This is a genomic window from Photobacterium aquae, assembly GCF_001029445.1.
GTDB classification, from domain to species: domain Bacteria; phylum Pseudomonadota; class Gammaproteobacteria; order Enterobacterales; family Vibrionaceae; genus Photobacterium; species Photobacterium aquae.
Window position 1 is genome coordinate 20,854 of the sequence record NZ_LDOT01000047.1, and the last position, 16,896, is coordinate 37,749.

A 16,896-nucleotide genomic window follows, 5' to 3' on the forward strand; every position below is an offset into this window, starting at 1 on the left:
AACGCTAGAGCACCGACTTAGCATCTCCCTTAATTTCAAAGAATTAGAAGGTTTTAACCACTATGCCATTTGCTTTGGGTCAACGTTGGATCAGTGATACTGAAAGTGATTTGGGTTTGGGTACCGTTGTTGCCCTTGACGCCAGAACTGTCACCCTGATGTTCTCCGCCTGCGAAGAGAACCGTCTCTATGCCAGAAACGATGCCCCTGTAACACGCGTCATGTTCAACGTCGGCGACGTGATCGAAAGCCATGACGGCTGGTCGCTGAATGTTGAGCAGGTAGACGAAGACAATGGCGTGTTCACCTACATCGGGACCCGTACCGACACGGGCGAAGAAGGGGTTGTGCTCCGCGAGATCTTCCTGAGCAACCAGATTCGTTTCAACAAACCACAGGACAAGCTGTTCGCCGGTCAAATCGACCGTATGGACCGCTTTGCCCTGCGTTACCGCGCCCTGAAAAACCAGTATGAACAGCACAAGAGCGCATTGCGCGGCCTGTGCGGCATGCGGGCAGGCCTGATCCCACACCAGCTTTTCATCGCCCATGAAGTCGGCCGCCGCTATGCTCCACGCGTCCTGCTGGCCGATGAGGTGGGTCTGGGCAAAACTATCGAAGCCGGTATGATCATCCACCAGCAGGTTCTTTCAGGCCGTGCCGAGCGGATTTTGATTCTGGTTCCGGAAACCCTTCAGCACCAGTGGCTGGTCGAAATGATGCGCCGTTTCAACCTTCACTTTTCCATCTTCGACGAAGAACGCTGTGTTGAAGCCTTTGCCGATTCTGCCAACCCGTTCGATACCGCCCAGCTGGTGCTGTGCTCGCTGGATTTCCTGCGCAAGAGCCGCCGTCGCTTCGAGCAGGCATTGGATGCCGACTGGGATCTTCTGGTTGTCGATGAGGCCCACCACCTAGAGTGGAGCGAGGACAAACCAAGCCGCCAGTACCAAGTGGTAGAAGAACTGGCCGAGAAAAGCCCGGGCGTGCTGCTGCTAACAGCAACCCCAGAGCAGCTTGGCCACCAGAGCCACTTTGCCCGTCTGCGCCTGCTTGATCCTGATCGCTTCTACGACTACGAGGCATTCGTCGAAGAAGAGCGCCAGTACGCCCCTGTGGCCGAAGCCGTATCGAACCTATTGTCTGACGAGAAACTCGACGACAGCGCCAAGAACATCCTGACCGAGCTGTTGTCCGAGCAAGATATCGAGCCTGCCCTGCGGATCATCGAGGCGTCCGACGTCGACAGCGAGATCAAGGCATCAACCCGTGCCGAGCTGATCGACAACCTGATGGACCGCCACGGTACAGGCCGCGTGCTGTTCCGCAACACCCGTGCCGGTGTTAAGGGCTTCCCGCAGCGCCATCTCAACATGTACCCGCTCGCCCTGCCAACCCAGTACCAGACGGCAATGCGTGTCGCCGGCATGATGGGCGGCAGCATGAGCACCGAGCAAAAGGCGGTGAAGCTACTCTACCCTGAAGATATCTTCCAAGAATTCGAAGGTGAGTCGGCAACGTGGTGGCACTTCGACCCACGCGTCAATTGGCTGCTGGACATGCTAAAAGCCAACCGCAATGAAAAAGTGCTGGTGATCTGTGCCCGGGCCCAGACGGCCCTGACCCTTGAGCAGGCACTGCGCGAACGTGAGGGGATCCGTGCCACCGTGTTCCACGAAGGCATGTCAATTATCGAGCGCGACAAGGCCGCCGCCTACTTCGCCCAAGAAGAAGACGGCGCGCAGGTACTACTGTGTTCGGAAATTGGCTCCGAAGGCCGCAACTTCCAATTTGCCAACCAGCTGGTCATGTTCGACCTACCGAACAACCCGGATCTGCTGGAACAGCGTATCGGCCGCCTTGACCGTATCGGCCAGAAGCGTGATATCGAGATCCACGTCCCGCACCTGCAAGGCACCTCGCAAGCCCTGCTGGCACGCTGGTATAACGAGGGCCTTAATGCCTTCGAGGAAACCTGCCCGACCGGCCGTGCCATCTACGACGCCTTCAGCGACGAGCTGATCGCCCTGCTTGCCAATGACAAGCCGGAAGGCGAGCAACTAGAAAGCCTGATCGAAAAAAGTGCCGCGATGCACAACGAGCTCAAGTCCAAGCTGGAACAAGGCCGTGACCGCCTGCTGGAAATCCACTCCAACGGTGGCGACAAGGCACAGGCACTGGTCGAGGAAATCAGCGCCAAGGATGGGGATACCAACTTGGTTACGTTCGCTCTTGGCCTATTCGATACCATCGGACTGAACCAGGACGACCGCGGTGAAAACGCCATCGTGGTGACGCCTTCAGAGCACATGATGGTGGCCAGCTACCCGGGCCTGCCTTACGACGGCTGCACCATCACCTTCGATCGTGATACCGCGCTGTCTCGTGAGGACATGCACTTCATCAGTTGGGAGCACCCGATGATCCAGGGCGGCATCGATTTGCTGCTGACTGAAGGGGTCGGCACTACCGCCGTATCGCTACTGAAAAACAAGGCATTGCCAGCCGGCACCCTGTTGCTGGAACTGGTCTACGTGGTCGATGCTCAGGCTCCGAAGCAATCAGGTATCAACCGCTTCCTGCCGAAGACACCGATTCGAATCCTATCGGATGCCAAGGGCAACAACCTAGCGGCCAATGTCGAATTCGAAGGCTTCAACCGCCAGCTAAGCCCGGTCAACCGCCACCTAGGCAGCAAATTGGTCAATTCGGTGCAGAAGGATATCCATACCCTGATCGAGTTTGCCGAGAAATCGGTTATCGACGAAGTAGCAGCCATCCGCACCAATGCTCAGGCTGAGATGGAAGCGACCCTGCGCAGCGAACTTGACCGTCTGCAGGCGCTCAAGGCCGTCAACCCGAATATCCGTGATGATGAGCTTGAGTTGCTGGAAAGCCAGATCACCGAGCTGACCGGCTACATCACCAAGGCTCAGGTCCAGCTCGACTCCCTGCGCCTGATCGTCGTTAGCCACGGCTAACCATCCCGCCTCATAAAAAGCCGCCAAACTCTGGCGGCTTTTTTTCGCCTGACCACCAGCCCCGGCTGGTATCTGCTGCCGTTGGGAGACACCGGCAAGTGTGCTATCATCGCCGCCCCTTATGACGACAGCGATGACAACCAGGCACGCAATGAACAGACTGCCCGAAATCGACTACAACCCACCCAAGGATCCATGGCTGGATATCCTCTATCAGGATGACGATATTATTGCCGTCAACAAGCCCTCTGGCATGTTGTCCAATCCCGGTCGCGATCCGGCGTTCCACGACAGTATCTACGCCCGGGTTCTGGCCGATTTCCCTGATTCGCACATTATCCACCGTCTTGATATGGCAACCTCAGGGCTGATCGTTCTGGCGCTCAACAAAAATGCCGAGCGCCACCTCAAGGCTCAATTCCGCGATCGCAAGACCGAGAAAATTTACTACGCAAGGGTGTGGGGATGTGTCGAGCAAGACAGCGGCACCATCGACCTGCCGTTGATCTGCGACTGGCCGAACCGCCCCAAGCAGAAAGTCTGCTTCGAAGACGGCAAACCATCGGTCACCCACTATGACGTGATTGCCCGCAGTGCCAATAGCAGCTTGGTTCGCCTACGCCCGATCACGGGCCGCTCGCACCAGTTGCGTGTCCACCTGCAATCGCTGGGCCACCCGATCCTCGGTGATAAGTTCTATGCCGGCGAAGAAGCCATCGCGATGGCACCGCGACTCCAGCTACATGCCGCCGAGCTGAGCTTCTTCCATCCGGGCAGCAACGAGCCGATGCATCTGTTTGCCCCGTGCGAGTTCTTCCCGGAAGCCAGCCCGAAAACGTTGCCTGACCGCTACTCAAAGGCATAAGAAATTAAGAACATAAAAAAACGGACGCCAAGGCGTCCGTTTTTCATCAACTCTGAGTCTATTTAAATCCGTTGGTCTTACGAATCAAATCATAAGCAGCTTGCAACTGCTGCGTCTTCTGTTTGGCCAGCTCCATCATCTCTGGCGGCAGCCCCTTGGCAGCCAGCTTGTCAGGGTGGTGCTCGTTCATCTGCTTGCGATAGGCGCGCTTGAGCTCCTGTGCTGATGCCCCTTCCTTGATCCCCAGAACCTCGTAGGCATCGGCAAGCTGATCACGGGTCGGCGCCTGCTGGAACTGCCCCTGCTGCTGGTATTGCTGATGGAAGCCCCCTTGCTGGAAGCGGAACGCCGCCTCTTGCATATTCAGGCGTTGCTCAAGCTGCTGCGGCGAAAAGCCGAGGATACGGGCAATCACATGCAGAAGCTGGCGCTCGCTAGGATGCAGCGAACCATCAGCAAACGCCGCCTGAATTTGCAGCTCGAGGAAGAACTGCAACAAATCGGCACGACCGCCACTGCCTCGACGGATCTGCATTAAGGTCTCTTCGAGCGGGAAGTCTTCTGATTTACCGTCACGGAACGCATTTTGAGCTTGGCGACGCGCCTCGCCCTGCAGCCCCATTCTATCCATGATGGTGCTGGCGACCCGGATCTCGTCCTTGGTCACCCGACCTTTGGCCTTGGCCACATGCCCCATTACCGAGAAGCAGGCATTAAAAAATGCCGATTGCTGCTCGGCGGCATTGCTACGGGATCCGGAAAAACCGGTGTAATAAATATTTGAGCGCGCTTTATCGAACTTATGGCCTAAAAAAAGACCTAACAACAAACCAAATGGCCCACCAAGGAGGAATCCGAAAAATGCCCCTAAGATTTTGCCCCAAACCTGCATTCGCGACTCTCTGGTAATTTGCTAAATTAAAATTATTTCTTCCGCGTTGTCCCAACTTATTGAGAGAACGTGAACATATTGCCCGATACAATCACAGCCAAAGGATGCTGTCGGGTCGAATTTGCATTATCATAACTGGCATTGACCGTGAAATCATATAAAAACCCGGCCAAGACCCACAAACAAATAATAACTTCAATTACAGGAACGTTTAGTTAGATGTCATCAACCTCCCGCAGCTTATTGGCAACCATGATCAGCTTGGCCTTGTTCGGCCCATCCGTTGCCCATGCAAATCCTGCGACTCCCGAAGAAATCCATGATAACTCTGCGGCCAGTGATGAGACTGATGAACTGGCAATGGTCCGGGGTGTCTGTATTGCGCCCAAGGATATGCCAGCAGATCCTAATAATGAACCTGTCAAAGTCACGGCAGACCACGCCGAGGCGATGAACGACAAATCGGTGACCTATTCGGGCGACGTCGTTGTCCGTCAGGGCAACCGTACAGTCGCAGCCGATACCGCCACCTTGCGCCAGCCTGAGAATATCGTCACCGCCGAGGGTAATGTCTACTTCCACGACGGTACCATCGAGATCCTCTCAGACCGCATCCAGAGCAACCTCGATACCGAGGACTCCGAATTGGACAACGCCGTCTACAACATGACCTGTGAAGCAGGCCGTGGTGAGGCAGAGCGCGTCATCAAGAACGGTATCGCCTACTACCGGCTGAAAAACGGTACCTATACCACTTGTCCGAAAGGCGACCAGAGCTGGCGCTTCTCGGCAACCAGCATCGAGCGCGAGAACGACTCGCCGTTTGCCGACCTCTACAATGCCCGTTTCGAAGTGGCCGACGTACCGGTGTTCTACATGCCTTACCTTCGGGTTCCCGTTGGCAAAGAGCGCCTGACTGGTTTCTTGTACCCGTCTGTCAGCTTCGGCTCGCGTGACGGTTTCGAACTGGAAACCCCGTTCTACTGGAACATCGCCCCGAACTACGACATGACAATTACGCCGAAGTATATGAGCAATCGCGGTCTGCAGCTCAATACCGAATTCCGTTACCTGTCGACGTGGGGCGAAGGCAGCCTGAAAGGGGAATATCTGGGCAACGACCAGAAATTCGAGCAGTATGACTCGCGCTGGGGCTTCAACTGGTCGCACACCGGCCGTTACGGCCCGCACTGGCTATTTGATGTCGACTACAGCAAGGTCAGCGATGCCACCTACTTCTCCGATATCGACTCGAGCATCGGTGAGCGCGAAGACAACAACCTGCTGCAAACGGCGGCCGTCTCCTACCGCGATCTGAACTGGGATTCGACCCTGCGGGTACGTAATTTCCAGCCGCTGACGCTGGGCGTCTCCTCCAACTACCGCCTGATGCCACAGCTCGAGGTCAATTACTACCAGACCGATCTGCCGTATGACCTGGACTTCAGCCTGCTGAGCCATATCAGCCGGTTCGAGAACGATGACCCGAACAAGCCAGAGGCCGACCGAGTCCACCTCGAGCCGACCCTGACCCTGCCGTATGCGACGCCGTGGTGGTCAATCACCAGCGAAGCCAAGCTGATGTACACCTACTACAATCAGCAGTTCGACCCGACAGTTGCGGAACTGAGCAACCTCGAAGAGAACGTCTCGCGTACCGTACCGAGCATCCGGATCCACAGCGGCCTGTACCTAGAGCGTGATACCTCGCTATGGGGCGAGAGCTATACCCAGAGCCTTGAGCCGCAGATCCAGTATCTCTACGTCAAGGATGTCGACCAGAAAGGGATCTACAACGCCTATGACACCACGCTGATGCAAACCGACTTCTACGGTTTGTTCCGTGACAAGCGCTATTCCAGCGTCGATTTCATTGCGGCGGCCAACCAGTTTACCGTCGGGGCGACCTCGCGCTACTTCGACAGCGAGTTTGTCGAGCGCTTCAACGTGGCGATCGGCCAAATTTTCTACCTCAACGATGCCGGCCGTAACCAGGTCGACGGGGAGTCCTCACCGAACTACTCGGCGACCGCCCTAGAGTCCGACTTCAACTACGACGACTGGCTGTTCTTCCACGGCGGCGTGCAGTATGACGCCAACAAGAGCGATCTCCAGTTCATCAACGGTGCTATCGAGTACCGCGAAGGCTCGGTCTTCAACCAGCTGAACTACCGTTACATCTCAAAAGAATACCTTTCTGAGAACCTTAACGATGAAAACCAGCTCAACAGCTACACCGAAGACGGGATCTCGCAGCTTGGCTTCTCTACCGGCTTCCCGGTCCATGACAACGTCAGCCTGCGTGCGGACTACTACCATGACCTGACCGAGAACCAGATGCTGGAGGGGCAAATCACCCTCAACTATCGCACCGCCTGCTGGATGATCAGCCTCGGCTACAACAAGTACCTCGAGACCCGCGGCAATGTGACCACCGACCCGGCCAAGTACGAAGAGAACTTCAGTATCTCCTTCTCGCTACTCGGCCTGAGCGGCGTCGCGCCGTTTGGCTCGACGGACAACACTGCGATTGGTTACGGACGCCCGTTCTACCTTAACAACTAAAGCGCGATAGCCTGGCTATCGCGCCCTAAGTAACACAATGCGCGACAGCGCCAAATGGAAATATACGATGAAAAATTGGAAGTCTAGCCTCCTTGGCATGGTTCTGATGGGCTTGGCAGCAGGCAGCTACGCCGCCCCTCAGGAAATGGATCGGGTTGTCACGATTGTGAACGACAGCGTGATCCTGCAAAGCGATGTCGATGCCATGTTGAAAACTGTCCGTATGAATGCAGCTGGACAAAACCAAGGCTTACCGCCGGATGAGGTGCTGTCAAAACAGATCATGGATCAGCTGATCATCGAACAGCTCCAGCTCCAGCAAGCGGCACAGTTCGGCATTCGTATCGACGACAACCGTCTTGACCAAGCAATTAACCAGCTTGCCACCGAGCGCAAAATGACCCTAGCCCAGTTGCAGCAGCAGTTGGCCAGCTACGGGATCAGCTACCCGATGTTCCGCGAGCAGATGCGCCGCGAAATGACCGCCAGCGAAGCCCGCAACATTCAGGTTCGCCGCCGGATCAACATCCTGCCTCAGGAAGTGGACAACCTTGCCAAACAGCTAAGCCAACAAGAGCAGAAAGGGGTGCGCTACAATGTCAGCCACATCCAGCTACGCCTTGAAGAAGGGGCCTCAGCCCAACAGCGCGAAACGGTTGCCAAAGAAGCCCAACAGTTGGTTAACCAACTGAAAGAAGGGGCTGATTTCGCCAATATGGCCTATAGTTATTCCAACGGTCCTAAAGCCCTGCAGGGCGGTGAATGGGGTTGGATGCGCAAGGAAGAGATGCCGACCATCTTTGCCGATCAAATCACGACGCAAGGTAACGGTGCCATTATCGGCCCATTCCGCAGCGGCAGCGGCTACCATATCCTGAAGATCAACAAGGTTGAAGGGTTGGAAACCGTATCGGTCACCGAAGTCAATGCGCGCCATATACTGGTTAAGACCTCGTTGATCCTCAGTGATGACGCGGCCCGCAAGGAGCTGATGGAAGCCCGCCGTCAAATCATGGCTGGCGAACGCACATTTGCGGATGTTGCACAGTCTTTGAGTGCCGATCCCGGCTCAGCAGTCAATGGTGGTGATCTCGGCTGGCAAACACCCGATATCTACGTGCCAGAGTTCAAAGACAAAATTGAGAGCCTGCCACAAGGCATGATCAGCGAACCGTTCCAGACAGTACATGGCTGGCATATCGTTGAAGTGATGGGCCGCCGTGACGTCGACCGCACCGATGCGGCTGTAAAAAATCGCGCCTATCGCATCCTGTTTAGCCGCAAGTTCAACGAAGAAGCCCAGGCCTGGCTACAGGAACTAAGAGCCGGAGCCTTCATCGAGAAACCGGAACTCGCCGATGAACAAAGTTAAACGTATTGCCATCACCCCCGGCGAACCCGCCGGGATTGGCCCAGATTTAGTCCTGGCCCTCACCCAACAAGCGTGGCCGCACCAACTGGTTGTTTGTGCTAACGCCCAGCTTATGGTAGAACGTGCAGCCTTATTGGGGATTGACGTCCGTTTGGTCAGCTATGATCCGAACGTGCCAGCACAGCCTCACCAAGCAGGGACACTGGTTGTTGACGACCACCAGCTTGGCGCCGCTGTCGCACCCGGGCAGCTTAATGAGCAAAATGGCCACTATGTTCTCGATACCCTAGCCCGCGCGGCGCAAGGGTGCATGAGCGGCGAGTTTGCCGCCGTGGTCACAGGCCCGGTACACAAAGGTGTTATCAACCGGGCTGGCGTATCGTTCAGTGGCCATACGGAGTTTTTTGCCCAGCAGTCAGATACCGCCCAGGTAGTCATGATGCTGGCCACCGAAGGATTACGGGTTGCCCTTGTGACAACCCATATTCCACTGGCCTGTGTATCCAAGGCCATCACGACCGACCGTCTGCAGCAGGTGATCCGTATTCTGCATGACGACCTGGTCAGTAAGTTCGGGATCCCTGAGCCAAAGATTTATGTCTGCGGCCTCAATCCCCATGCCGGCGAAGACGGTTGCCTAGGCCGAGAGGAGATCGACGTGATCACTCCTGCCCTTGACCAGCTTCGTCAGGAGGATGGGATGCATTTGGTTGGCCCATTGCCGGCCGACACCATCTTTCAGGAAAAATACCTTGCCGATGCCGATACGGTATTGGCCATGTATCACGATCAAGGGCTGCCAGTACTCAAGTACAAGGGGTTTGGCAAATCGGTCAACATCACGTTGGGACTGCCCTTCATCAGAACATCAGTAGATCATGGTACCGCACTGGAATTAGCCGGTACCGGACAGGCGGACACCGGTAGCCTTTGGACAGCGCTATCGCACGCCCTCGAATTGGTAGAAAAACAAACATGAGCAGCGATCAGGTCCACCTCGGTCACCGCGCCCGTAAGCGCTTTGGCCAGAACTTTTTGAATGACCCATACATCATTGACGGCATTGTGTCGGCAATCAACCCACGCCCAGGCCAAAACCTGGTTGAGATCGGCCCAGGTCTTGGCGCGATCACCGAGCCAGTCGGCAAGCAGGTAGACAAGTTCACTGTTATCGAGCTTGACCGTGATTTGGCTGAACGCTTGCGCAACCACCCAGATCTAGCTGACAAGCTGACTATCCACGAAGGCGACGCCATGCGCTTCGACTTCACCCAGCTGATCAAAGAAAACAACAAGCTGCGTATTTTCGGCAACTTGCCATACAACATCTCAACGCCACTGATGTTCCACCTGTTCACGTTCCACGAACATGTTCAGGACATGCACTTCATGCTGCAAAAAGAAGTTGTTAACCGTCTTGCAGCTGGCCCTGGTAGCAAAGCCTATGGCCGCCTAACCGTAATGGCACAGTACTACTGCCGTGTTATGCCGGTACTGGAAGTGCCGCCAACAGCATTTAAGCCAGCACCTAAGGTTGATTCGGCGGTTGTTCGCCTGACCCCTTACGAGACGCTGCCGCACCCATGTACCAACCTGAAGTGGCTGGACCGTGTCTGCCGCGAGGGCTTCAACCAGCGCCGCAAGACCGTACGCAACTGCTACAAAGGTCTACTGAACGACGAACAGCTTGAAGCTCTGGGCATCAACCCTAGCCTTCGTCCGGAGAACCTGACTCTGGAACAGTTTGTCGGCATGGCCAACTGGCTGGATGCCAACCACGGCAAATAACCGGCAGCATATCGCCAAGTTGCCGTTCTAAAGGGGGTGGCCTGCCACCCCCAGACTGAAAGGATGCTTATTATGACAACGAATGCGACGCCAACCATCAAATGCCGGGTGATCACCCACTACCTCGACGACCAATCAGAGCCTGACCAACAGCGCTATGTCTTTTCCTACACCATCACTATCGCCAACCTTGGCAATGGCTCGGCTCAGCTGATCAGTCGACGCTGGCTCATTACCGATGCCAATGGCAAGAAATTGGTGATCGAAGGCGAAGGTGTGGTCGGGGAGCAACCCGTGATCGCCGCCCATGACGAATATACCTATACCAGCGGCACCGTCATCGAAACGCCTCTCGGTGTCATGCAGGGCCATTACGTCATGACCAACGAACAGGGCGATGAGTTTATTGCCGAAGTTTCCCCGTTCCGGCTCTCCATTCCCAATATTCTCCACTAAATAAGGGCGCACATGTCGACATACCTCGTCGGTGATATTCAGGGCTGTTTCGACGATCTCTGCCAACTTCTCGAGCAAGCCGGTTTCGATGCAGAGCACGACGAACTGTGGCTGGCTGGCGACCTCGTCGCGCGCGGCCCGAAATCCCTCGAAACGCTCCGTTTTGTCAAAAGCCTTGGTCCACGGGCAGTCATCGTACTCGGCAACCACGACCTCCATTTGCTGGCCGTTGCCAACGGTATCGCCAAGAGCAAGCCTAAAGACCTGCTCCAGCCCCTGCTGGATGCGCCTGATTGCGATGAGCTGCTGGACTGGCTTCGCCACCAACCCTTGATGGCGGAGCATCCGACACACCCATTCGTGATGGCACACGCCGGGATCACACCGCAATGGAGCCTTGCTGAAGCACGCCAGCAGGCGCGTGAAATCGAAGCACAGCTACAAGGCGATAACTGGCTGTGGTTACTAGAAAATATGTATGGCAATGGCCCGGACAGCTGGGATCCCGCACTGAGCGGGATTGAGCGCTACCGCTTTTCCATCAATGCCTTTACCCGGATGCGCTTCTGCTACCCGGACGGCAGACTCGACATGGCATGCAAACTGGCTCCGGCCGACATCGATGACTCGTCACTGCGTCCTTGGTTCGAACTGCCGCGCGAGCCACTCGGAAAAACAGTGATCTTCGGCCACTGGGCAGCCTTGATGGGCCATCAAGACGAGCATACTATCGGCCTTGATACCGGTTGTGTCTGGGGCAACAGCATGACCCTGCTGCGCTGGGAGGACGGACACAGGTTTAGTCAGCCATGTCCTCTCCATGCCCAATAACCCGCAATAAAAAAGGGCTTGCCGATGGCAAGCCCTTTTTGTTTTGTATGCTCCAAGCCACTACCGCTCGAGGATCACAAACTGCATATCATGGGCATTTTTCTCGTCGGCAGTATAGGCCTCCCGGTAAGTCTCTTCCCACTCACTGCCCCATTGCGGAAACTGGGTGTCACCCTCGACCTCCAGATCGATAAAGGTCAGGTAGAGGCGATGCGCCTCGGGCAGGCAAGCCGCGTAGATACTCCCCCCGCCAATCACCATTAGCTCTTCGACATCCCCCGCAGCCACTTTGGCCTCGGCGATATCCGCCACCACAGTTACGCCTTCAGGGCGGTAGGCGGGGTTACGGCTGATAACGATATTGTGGCGCCCCGGCAAGGGCCGGCCGATAGACTCAAACGTCTTGCGCCCCATCATAATGGGCTTGCCAAGGGTGGATCGCTTAAACCAGGCAAAGTCCGCCGGCAGATGCCAAGGCATCGCATTATCCTTGCCTATCACCCGATCCTGCGCCATTGCCGCAATCATGCTGATAATCATAATTATTTACCCTGCTCGATATCTTTCCGTAGTTATACCACAGCGTTAGCCCCAGACACAGGCTCCCTCTATATGACGGGGCGACGACGATAAAACAGCAAGCCGGGCATCGCCAGCCCTATCGCCAACGAAGCGACGATGAAAATAGCCTTGATCAGGTTGTCGACCATTACCCCCCAAAGCTCGGGGCTATAGCCGACATGGTTTATTTCGACCAGTGCGATCATCGCCTTGAAGGCAAAAACCCCGGGAACCATAGGGATCAGGGCCGCCACGGTGAACACCTTGGGATGGGCAAGGAAACGGTGCGACCAATGCACGCCTATCATCCCCACCACGGTTGCGGCGCACAGACTGGCCCACTCTACCGACAGGCCATAGTGCATCAGGGCAAAGCGGCAACCATGACCCAGCGCCCCGCCTATCGCACAGTACTTCAGCGCCTTGTGCGGCACATTGAAGACCAGAGCAAAACCGACTGCCGGCACCGATGCCAACAGCATGTCCTCAAGTAGCGCCAACAGAAAATCTACCGTAGGCATCATAGCCACCCCCACACACCAAGTACGTTCATCGCTGCGACAATCCCCATGCTGGTAGACAGCGTCAACAGCGTTGCCATTGTCCAGCGGGCAATCCCCATATTGGCAAATCCCTTGACCATATCAGAGACCGCATTGATCAGTGGAAAACCGGGTACCAGCATCAGTACCGATGAGGCCATTGCCAAAAATGGCGTCTCGCCGATCTGGTAGACCTGGCCGAATCCCGAAATCAAGGTCGTCACAAATGCCGTTACCCCAAAATTGAGTAACGGGTTGAAATGGCAATGGGCAATTTCCTGACGGACAAACATCCCGACCGCAGAGGCAACAAAGGTCAGGGCAAAAACAGGCCAGTCCCCACCGGCCAAGCGGCTGAAGCAGGCACAGGATAAACCGATCATGAAAATAACCAGCCAGCGGTTGTAACGCAGCGGCTGGATCTGCTCTAGGCGCTGGTGCACCCCATCGATGTCGAGCATCCCTCGCTCGGCCAGAATACAAACGCGCTGGATTTCGGTCACGACCTGCATGTTGATCCCGCGATCCTGACAGCGGCGAGTTGTGGTAATACAACGCTCGCTGCTCAAGGTCGTGATAACCATCGAGCTGGCGGACAGGGACACCTCAACACTATCGGCGCCGAGAGCCAGCCCCAACCGGCGGGTCACATCCATCACCAAAGTACTTTCAGCCCCATGCTGGAGCAAGCGCTGCCCCGCCGATGCTGCCAAGCGTGAAATCTCCCTTTGTACGGGCTCCGTAAGTGGTGCCTCTCCTACCTGCATCAGCGCTCCTTTTTGCTGTTTTGTGATGTGGGTGATGGATTATCAGTCAAATTCGCACTTTTTGGCTTGATAAATAACAAAAAAGCCGCTCATATGAGCGGCTTTTTCTATTCAGAAAGATAACTGAAAAATTACGGCTTGTAGATAATCTCTACGTCGTAATCATCTTCGTTCCAGTCTTCCCAATCATCGTCGTCGTCTTCGTCATAGCTGCTTTGCTTGACTTGCTTCTCGTGATAATCGTCCCACTTGAACTCGACTTTCTTCTCTTCAGTCTCTTCTTCCTCGACACGGTAAAGATCAACCGGCATCGATTCAATCTGCTTCATAAGATCGTAAGTCAGCTCTTTGGTACCAGCGCGGTTCAAGGCAGAAATACAGTAGTAGTCACCTTCCCATGCCAGTGCATCGAGTACTTCGTCAATCTTCTCCTGAGCTTCTTCCTCAGGCATCAGATCAACTTTGTTGAACACGATCCAGCGTGGCTTGCTCGCCAGCTTCTCGCTGTACTTCTCAAGCTCGTTCAAAATCGTAAAGGCATTCTCGATCGGATCCGAGCCGTCAACCGGCATCAGGTCGATCATGTGCAGCAACACACGACAACGCTCAAGGTGCTTCAGGAAGCGGATACCCAAACCAGCACCGTCTGCAGCACCCTCGATCAGACCAGGGATGTCAGCAACCACGAAGCTGCGCTCGTTATCAATGCGCACAACGCCCAAGCTCGGCACCAAGGTCGTGAACGGGTAGTCAGCCACTTTAGGCTTCGCCGCAGACACTGCACGGATGAACGTCGACTTACCGGCATTCGGCAAACCTAGCATACCAACATCGGCCAGCAGCAACAGTTCAAGGCGAAGATGACGCACTTCACCTTTGGTACCCATCGTCTTCTGACGCGGCGCACGGTTAACTGATGATTTGAAACGGGTATTGCCAAGACCGTGGAAACCACCTTTGGCAACCATGATCTTCATGCCGTGATCAGTTAGATCGGCAATGATCTCACCGGTTTCTTCATCCACCGCACGAGTACCAACAGGCACTGACAATACGCAGTCTTCGCCACGCTTACCAGTACAGTTACCGGCACGGCCGTTTTCGCCACGCTGTGCAGCATGGAATCGTTCAAAGCGATAGTCGATCAGGGTATTTAGGTTTTCATCAGCCAGCAGGTATACATCACCGCCGTCACCGCCGTCACCGCCGTCAGGACCACCCTTCGGCACATATTTTTCGCGGCGGAAGCTTACTGTACCGTTGCCACCGTCACCAGCATCAACGCGAATTACCGCCTCATCTACAAACTTCATCTCTTTCTCCGCACTGTGGCGTTAAAACTCTTCATCCGGCGGCAGCGGCCACCCAGGATGCTATAAACCTATTGTACACCAAACATCGTTTGGTTCTGGCCTTTTCGCCTTTCACGCCCCTGCGGGTTCACCCTCAACGACGGCGCATAAGGCGATGGCCAATGGCACTGAACATCGCGCTACCAACCACGACGCAGGCCCCAAGATACCCCAGGCCATTGAGCTCTGCCGGTACGACATATGCCGGCCATACGAGGCTGGCCAAATCGACAAACACAATGGTGAACAACGGGGCCAATGTAATCACGGCACTGACCTGCGATGCCTGCCAGCGCGCCATTGCCTCGGCGAACGCACCGTATCCAACAAGGGTATTGATACAGCAAAACAGCAACATACCCAGCTGGCGCGTATCCATCAGCAGTATTTGCTCGGGGCTAGCTGCCGGGGTTAGCATGATCGCACAGATCATATAGATCATTAACAGGATCTGGGGTGAATTATACTGCCTTAACATGCGCTTCTGAGCCAGGGCGTAAACCACCCATACCAGTGCCGCCATCACGGCAAGCAAGACACCTGTCGTATAGCTACTCAGGCTTGTAAAAAGCTCTAGCAACCGCTCATTGAAAAACAGCAGCAAGCCCGTCAGCAAGCCGACAACACCAAGGATCTGGTGTCGCCCTAGTGATTCTTTGAATAGCCAGGCACTGGCCAACAAGAGCATAACAGGAGCCAGCTGGATGATCACCTGCACCACAGGGGGGTTAAGGTACTCCAGCGCGCTGTTAAACAGCACGAAGTTACCGGCAAGGCCGATACTGGCTATCAGTAGGATCACCGCTCCTAGGCCCCCTAGCCGCGACACAGCGGGTAGTTGGCGGCGGAACCCTAACCATAGCCCCAAACCTATCGAGGCCGTCAGAAACCGATACCAAACGATGGTAAACGGATCCATCACCTCAACAGCCTGTTTCATGGCTATTGGCAAGGCTCCCCAGAAAACCGCTGTTATCAGTGCCAGTGACATTCCCAATGCGGGATTTTGCTGTGGCATAACGGTCTCCCATAAACAAAAAGCCCCGCCAGTTGGCAGGGCTTTAGTATTCGTTACGAATCTGAATTATTCAGCTTCGATAGAAACGAATTTACGGTTCTTAGGACCTTTAACTTCGAACTTCACTTTACCGTCAGATAGAGCGAATAGAGTGTGGTCTTTACCGCAACCTACGTTGTTACCAGCGTGGAATTTAGTACCGCGCTGACGAACGATGATGTTACCTGCTAGTACAGATTCGCCACCGAAACGCTTAACACCTAGGCGTTTGCTTTCTGAGTCACGGCCGTTACGAGTAGAACCGCCAGCTTTTTTGTGTGCCATCTTTAAATTCTCCTGTTATTAAGCGCTGATGCCAGTAATCTTGACTTCAGTGAACCACTGACGGTGGCCCATTTGCTTACGAGAGTGCTTACGACGACGGAACTTAACGATTTTAACTTTATCGCCACGACCGTGAGTAACTACTTCTGCAGTTACTTTACCGCCAGCTACGAAAGGTGCGCCTACAGTTACTTCTTCGCCGTTAGCTACTAGAAGTACTGAGTCAAATTCAACGCTAGCGCCAGTTTCAGCGTCTAGTTTTTCTAAGCGAATGGTCTGGCCTTCGCTTACACGGTGTTGTTTACCACCACTTTGGAAAACAGCGTACATGTCTTACTCCGCTTGTCCGCATAGGCCATATGCCAGGTATATTTTAGGCATTGGGTATGCGCTTAATCTTGTCATCAATAGGGCGCGAATGTTACGCGAAAAGACTGCTTCTGGCAAGCTATTGTGCAAAGAAAATTGGCGAAAAGCTGCTCAGGAATAAAAGCTCCTGATTTAAACACAATCGAGGTTATGAAGATCGCTGACTTTTAGTGTAATATTCGATAATTAATTTTAGCTGCTGATTAACAACCC

General features: G+C 54.9%; 16 protein-coding genes. 8 read left to right on the top strand and 8 right to left on the bottom strand.

Annotated elements, in window-relative coordinates:
* Positions 1 to 62: 62 nt before the first annotated feature.
* A complete protein-coding gene (rapA, locus tag ABT56_RS21290; RefSeq protein WP_047880935.1) occupies positions 63 to 2,981 on the top strand; it encodes an RNA polymerase-associated protein RapA in 2,919 nt (972 codons plus the stop codon).
* Between the two features lie 151 nt (positions 2,982 to 3,132).
* Positions 3,133 to 3,846 (top strand): bifunctional tRNA pseudouridine(32) synthase/23S rRNA pseudouridine(746) synthase RluA, encoded by a 714-nt coding sequence (gene rluA, locus ABT56_RS21295; protein ID WP_047880936.1) that lies wholly within the window; start codon positions 3,133 to 3,135, stop codon positions 3,844 to 3,846.
* Between the two features lie 58 nt (positions 3,847 to 3,904).
* Here the strand turns inward: rluA and djlA are convergent, their stop codons facing one another.
* Positions 3,905 to 4,738, bottom strand: a complete 834-nt coding sequence (djlA, locus tag ABT56_RS21300) for a co-chaperone DjlA (protein WP_047880937.1) — start codon at positions 4,736 to 4,738, stop codon at positions 3,905 to 3,907.
* A gap of 219 nt (positions 4,739 to 4,957) precedes the next feature.
* Here djlA and lptD point away from each other — a divergent pair, with 219 nt between their 5' ends.
* From lptD to ABT56_RS21330, 6 genes are all read left to right on the top strand, one after another.
* Complete coding sequence (lptD, locus tag ABT56_RS21305) at positions 4,958 to 7,303, top strand: LPS assembly protein LptD (protein WP_047880938.1); 2,346 nt, start codon at positions 4,958 to 4,960, stop codon at positions 7,301 to 7,303.
* 67 nt (positions 7,304 to 7,370) lie between these two features.
* On the top strand, positions 7,371 to 8,675 hold the full coding sequence (gene surA / locus ABT56_RS21310; protein ID WP_047880939.1) for a peptidylprolyl isomerase SurA: 1,305 nt from the start codon (positions 7,371 to 7,373) through the stop codon (positions 8,673 to 8,675).
* Positions 8,662 to 9,654 carry a 4-hydroxythreonine-4-phosphate dehydrogenase PdxA gene (pdxA, locus tag ABT56_RS21315; RefSeq protein WP_047880940.1) on the top strand — a complete coding sequence of 331 codons (993 nt, stop codon included), beginning with the start codon at positions 8,662 to 8,664 and terminating at the stop codon, positions 9,652 to 9,654. Before surA ends, pdxA begins: the two co-directional genes overlap by 14 nt.
* A complete protein-coding gene (gene rsmA / locus ABT56_RS21320; RefSeq protein WP_047880941.1) occupies positions 9,651 to 10,463 on the top strand; it encodes a 16S rRNA (adenine(1518)-N(6)/adenine(1519)-N(6))-dimethyltransferase RsmA in 813 nt (270 codons plus the stop codon). Before pdxA ends, rsmA begins: the two co-directional genes overlap by 4 nt.
* A gap of 72 nt (positions 10,464 to 10,535) precedes the next feature.
* The gene (apaG, locus tag ABT56_RS21325) at positions 10,536 to 10,919 is read left to right on the top strand and encodes a Co2+/Mg2+ efflux protein ApaG (RefSeq protein ID WP_047880942.1); all 384 of its coding nucleotides are present in this window, start codon (positions 10,536 to 10,538) and stop codon (positions 10,917 to 10,919) included.
* A 12-nt stretch (positions 10,920 to 10,931) separates the two neighbouring features.
* A complete protein-coding gene (locus ABT56_RS21330) occupies positions 10,932 to 11,750 on the top strand; it encodes a symmetrical bis(5'-nucleosyl)-tetraphosphatase (protein ID WP_047880943.1) in 819 nt (272 codons plus the stop codon).
* Between the two features lie 60 nt (positions 11,751 to 11,810).
* Here ABT56_RS21330 and folA read toward each other — a convergent pair whose 3' ends face one another.
* The 7 genes from folA to rplU form a co-directional block, all read right to left on the bottom strand.
* The gene (gene folA, locus ABT56_RS21335) at positions 11,811 to 12,290 is read right to left on the bottom strand and encodes a type 3 dihydrofolate reductase (protein WP_047880944.1); all 480 of its coding nucleotides are present in this window, start codon (positions 12,288 to 12,290) and stop codon (positions 11,811 to 11,813) included.
* 68 nt (positions 12,291 to 12,358) lie between these two features.
* A complete protein-coding gene (locus ABT56_RS21340) occupies positions 12,359 to 12,832 on the bottom strand; it encodes a threonine/serine exporter family protein (RefSeq protein ID WP_157037945.1) in 474 nt (157 codons plus the stop codon).
* Complete coding sequence (locus ABT56_RS21345) at positions 12,832 to 13,620, bottom strand: threonine/serine exporter family protein (protein WP_047880946.1); 789 nt, start codon at positions 13,618 to 13,620, stop codon at positions 12,832 to 12,834. Before ABT56_RS21345 ends, ABT56_RS21340 begins: the two co-directional genes overlap by 1 nt.
* 131 nt (positions 13,621 to 13,751) lie before the next feature.
* Positions 13,752 to 14,933 carry an Obg family GTPase CgtA gene (cgtA, locus tag ABT56_RS21350; protein ID WP_047880947.1) on the bottom strand — a complete coding sequence of 394 codons (1,182 nt, stop codon included), beginning with the start codon at positions 14,931 to 14,933 and terminating at the stop codon, positions 13,752 to 13,754.
* Positions 14,934 to 15,066: 133 nt separating this feature from the next.
* The gene (locus tag ABT56_RS21355) at positions 15,067 to 15,990 is read right to left on the bottom strand and encodes a DMT family transporter (RefSeq protein WP_047880948.1); all 924 of its coding nucleotides are present in this window, start codon (positions 15,988 to 15,990) and stop codon (positions 15,067 to 15,069) included.
* Between the two features lie 66 nt (positions 15,991 to 16,056).
* On the bottom strand, positions 16,057 to 16,314 hold the full coding sequence (gene rpmA, locus ABT56_RS21360; RefSeq protein ID WP_036750185.1) for a 50S ribosomal protein L27: 258 nt from the start codon (positions 16,312 to 16,314) through the stop codon (positions 16,057 to 16,059).
* Between the two features lie 18 nt (positions 16,315 to 16,332).
* Positions 16,333 to 16,644 (bottom strand): 50S ribosomal protein L21, encoded by a 312-nt coding sequence (gene rplU / locus ABT56_RS21365; protein ID WP_047880949.1) that lies wholly within the window; start codon positions 16,642 to 16,644, stop codon positions 16,333 to 16,335.
* Between the last annotated feature and the right edge of the window lie 252 nt (positions 16,645 to 16,896).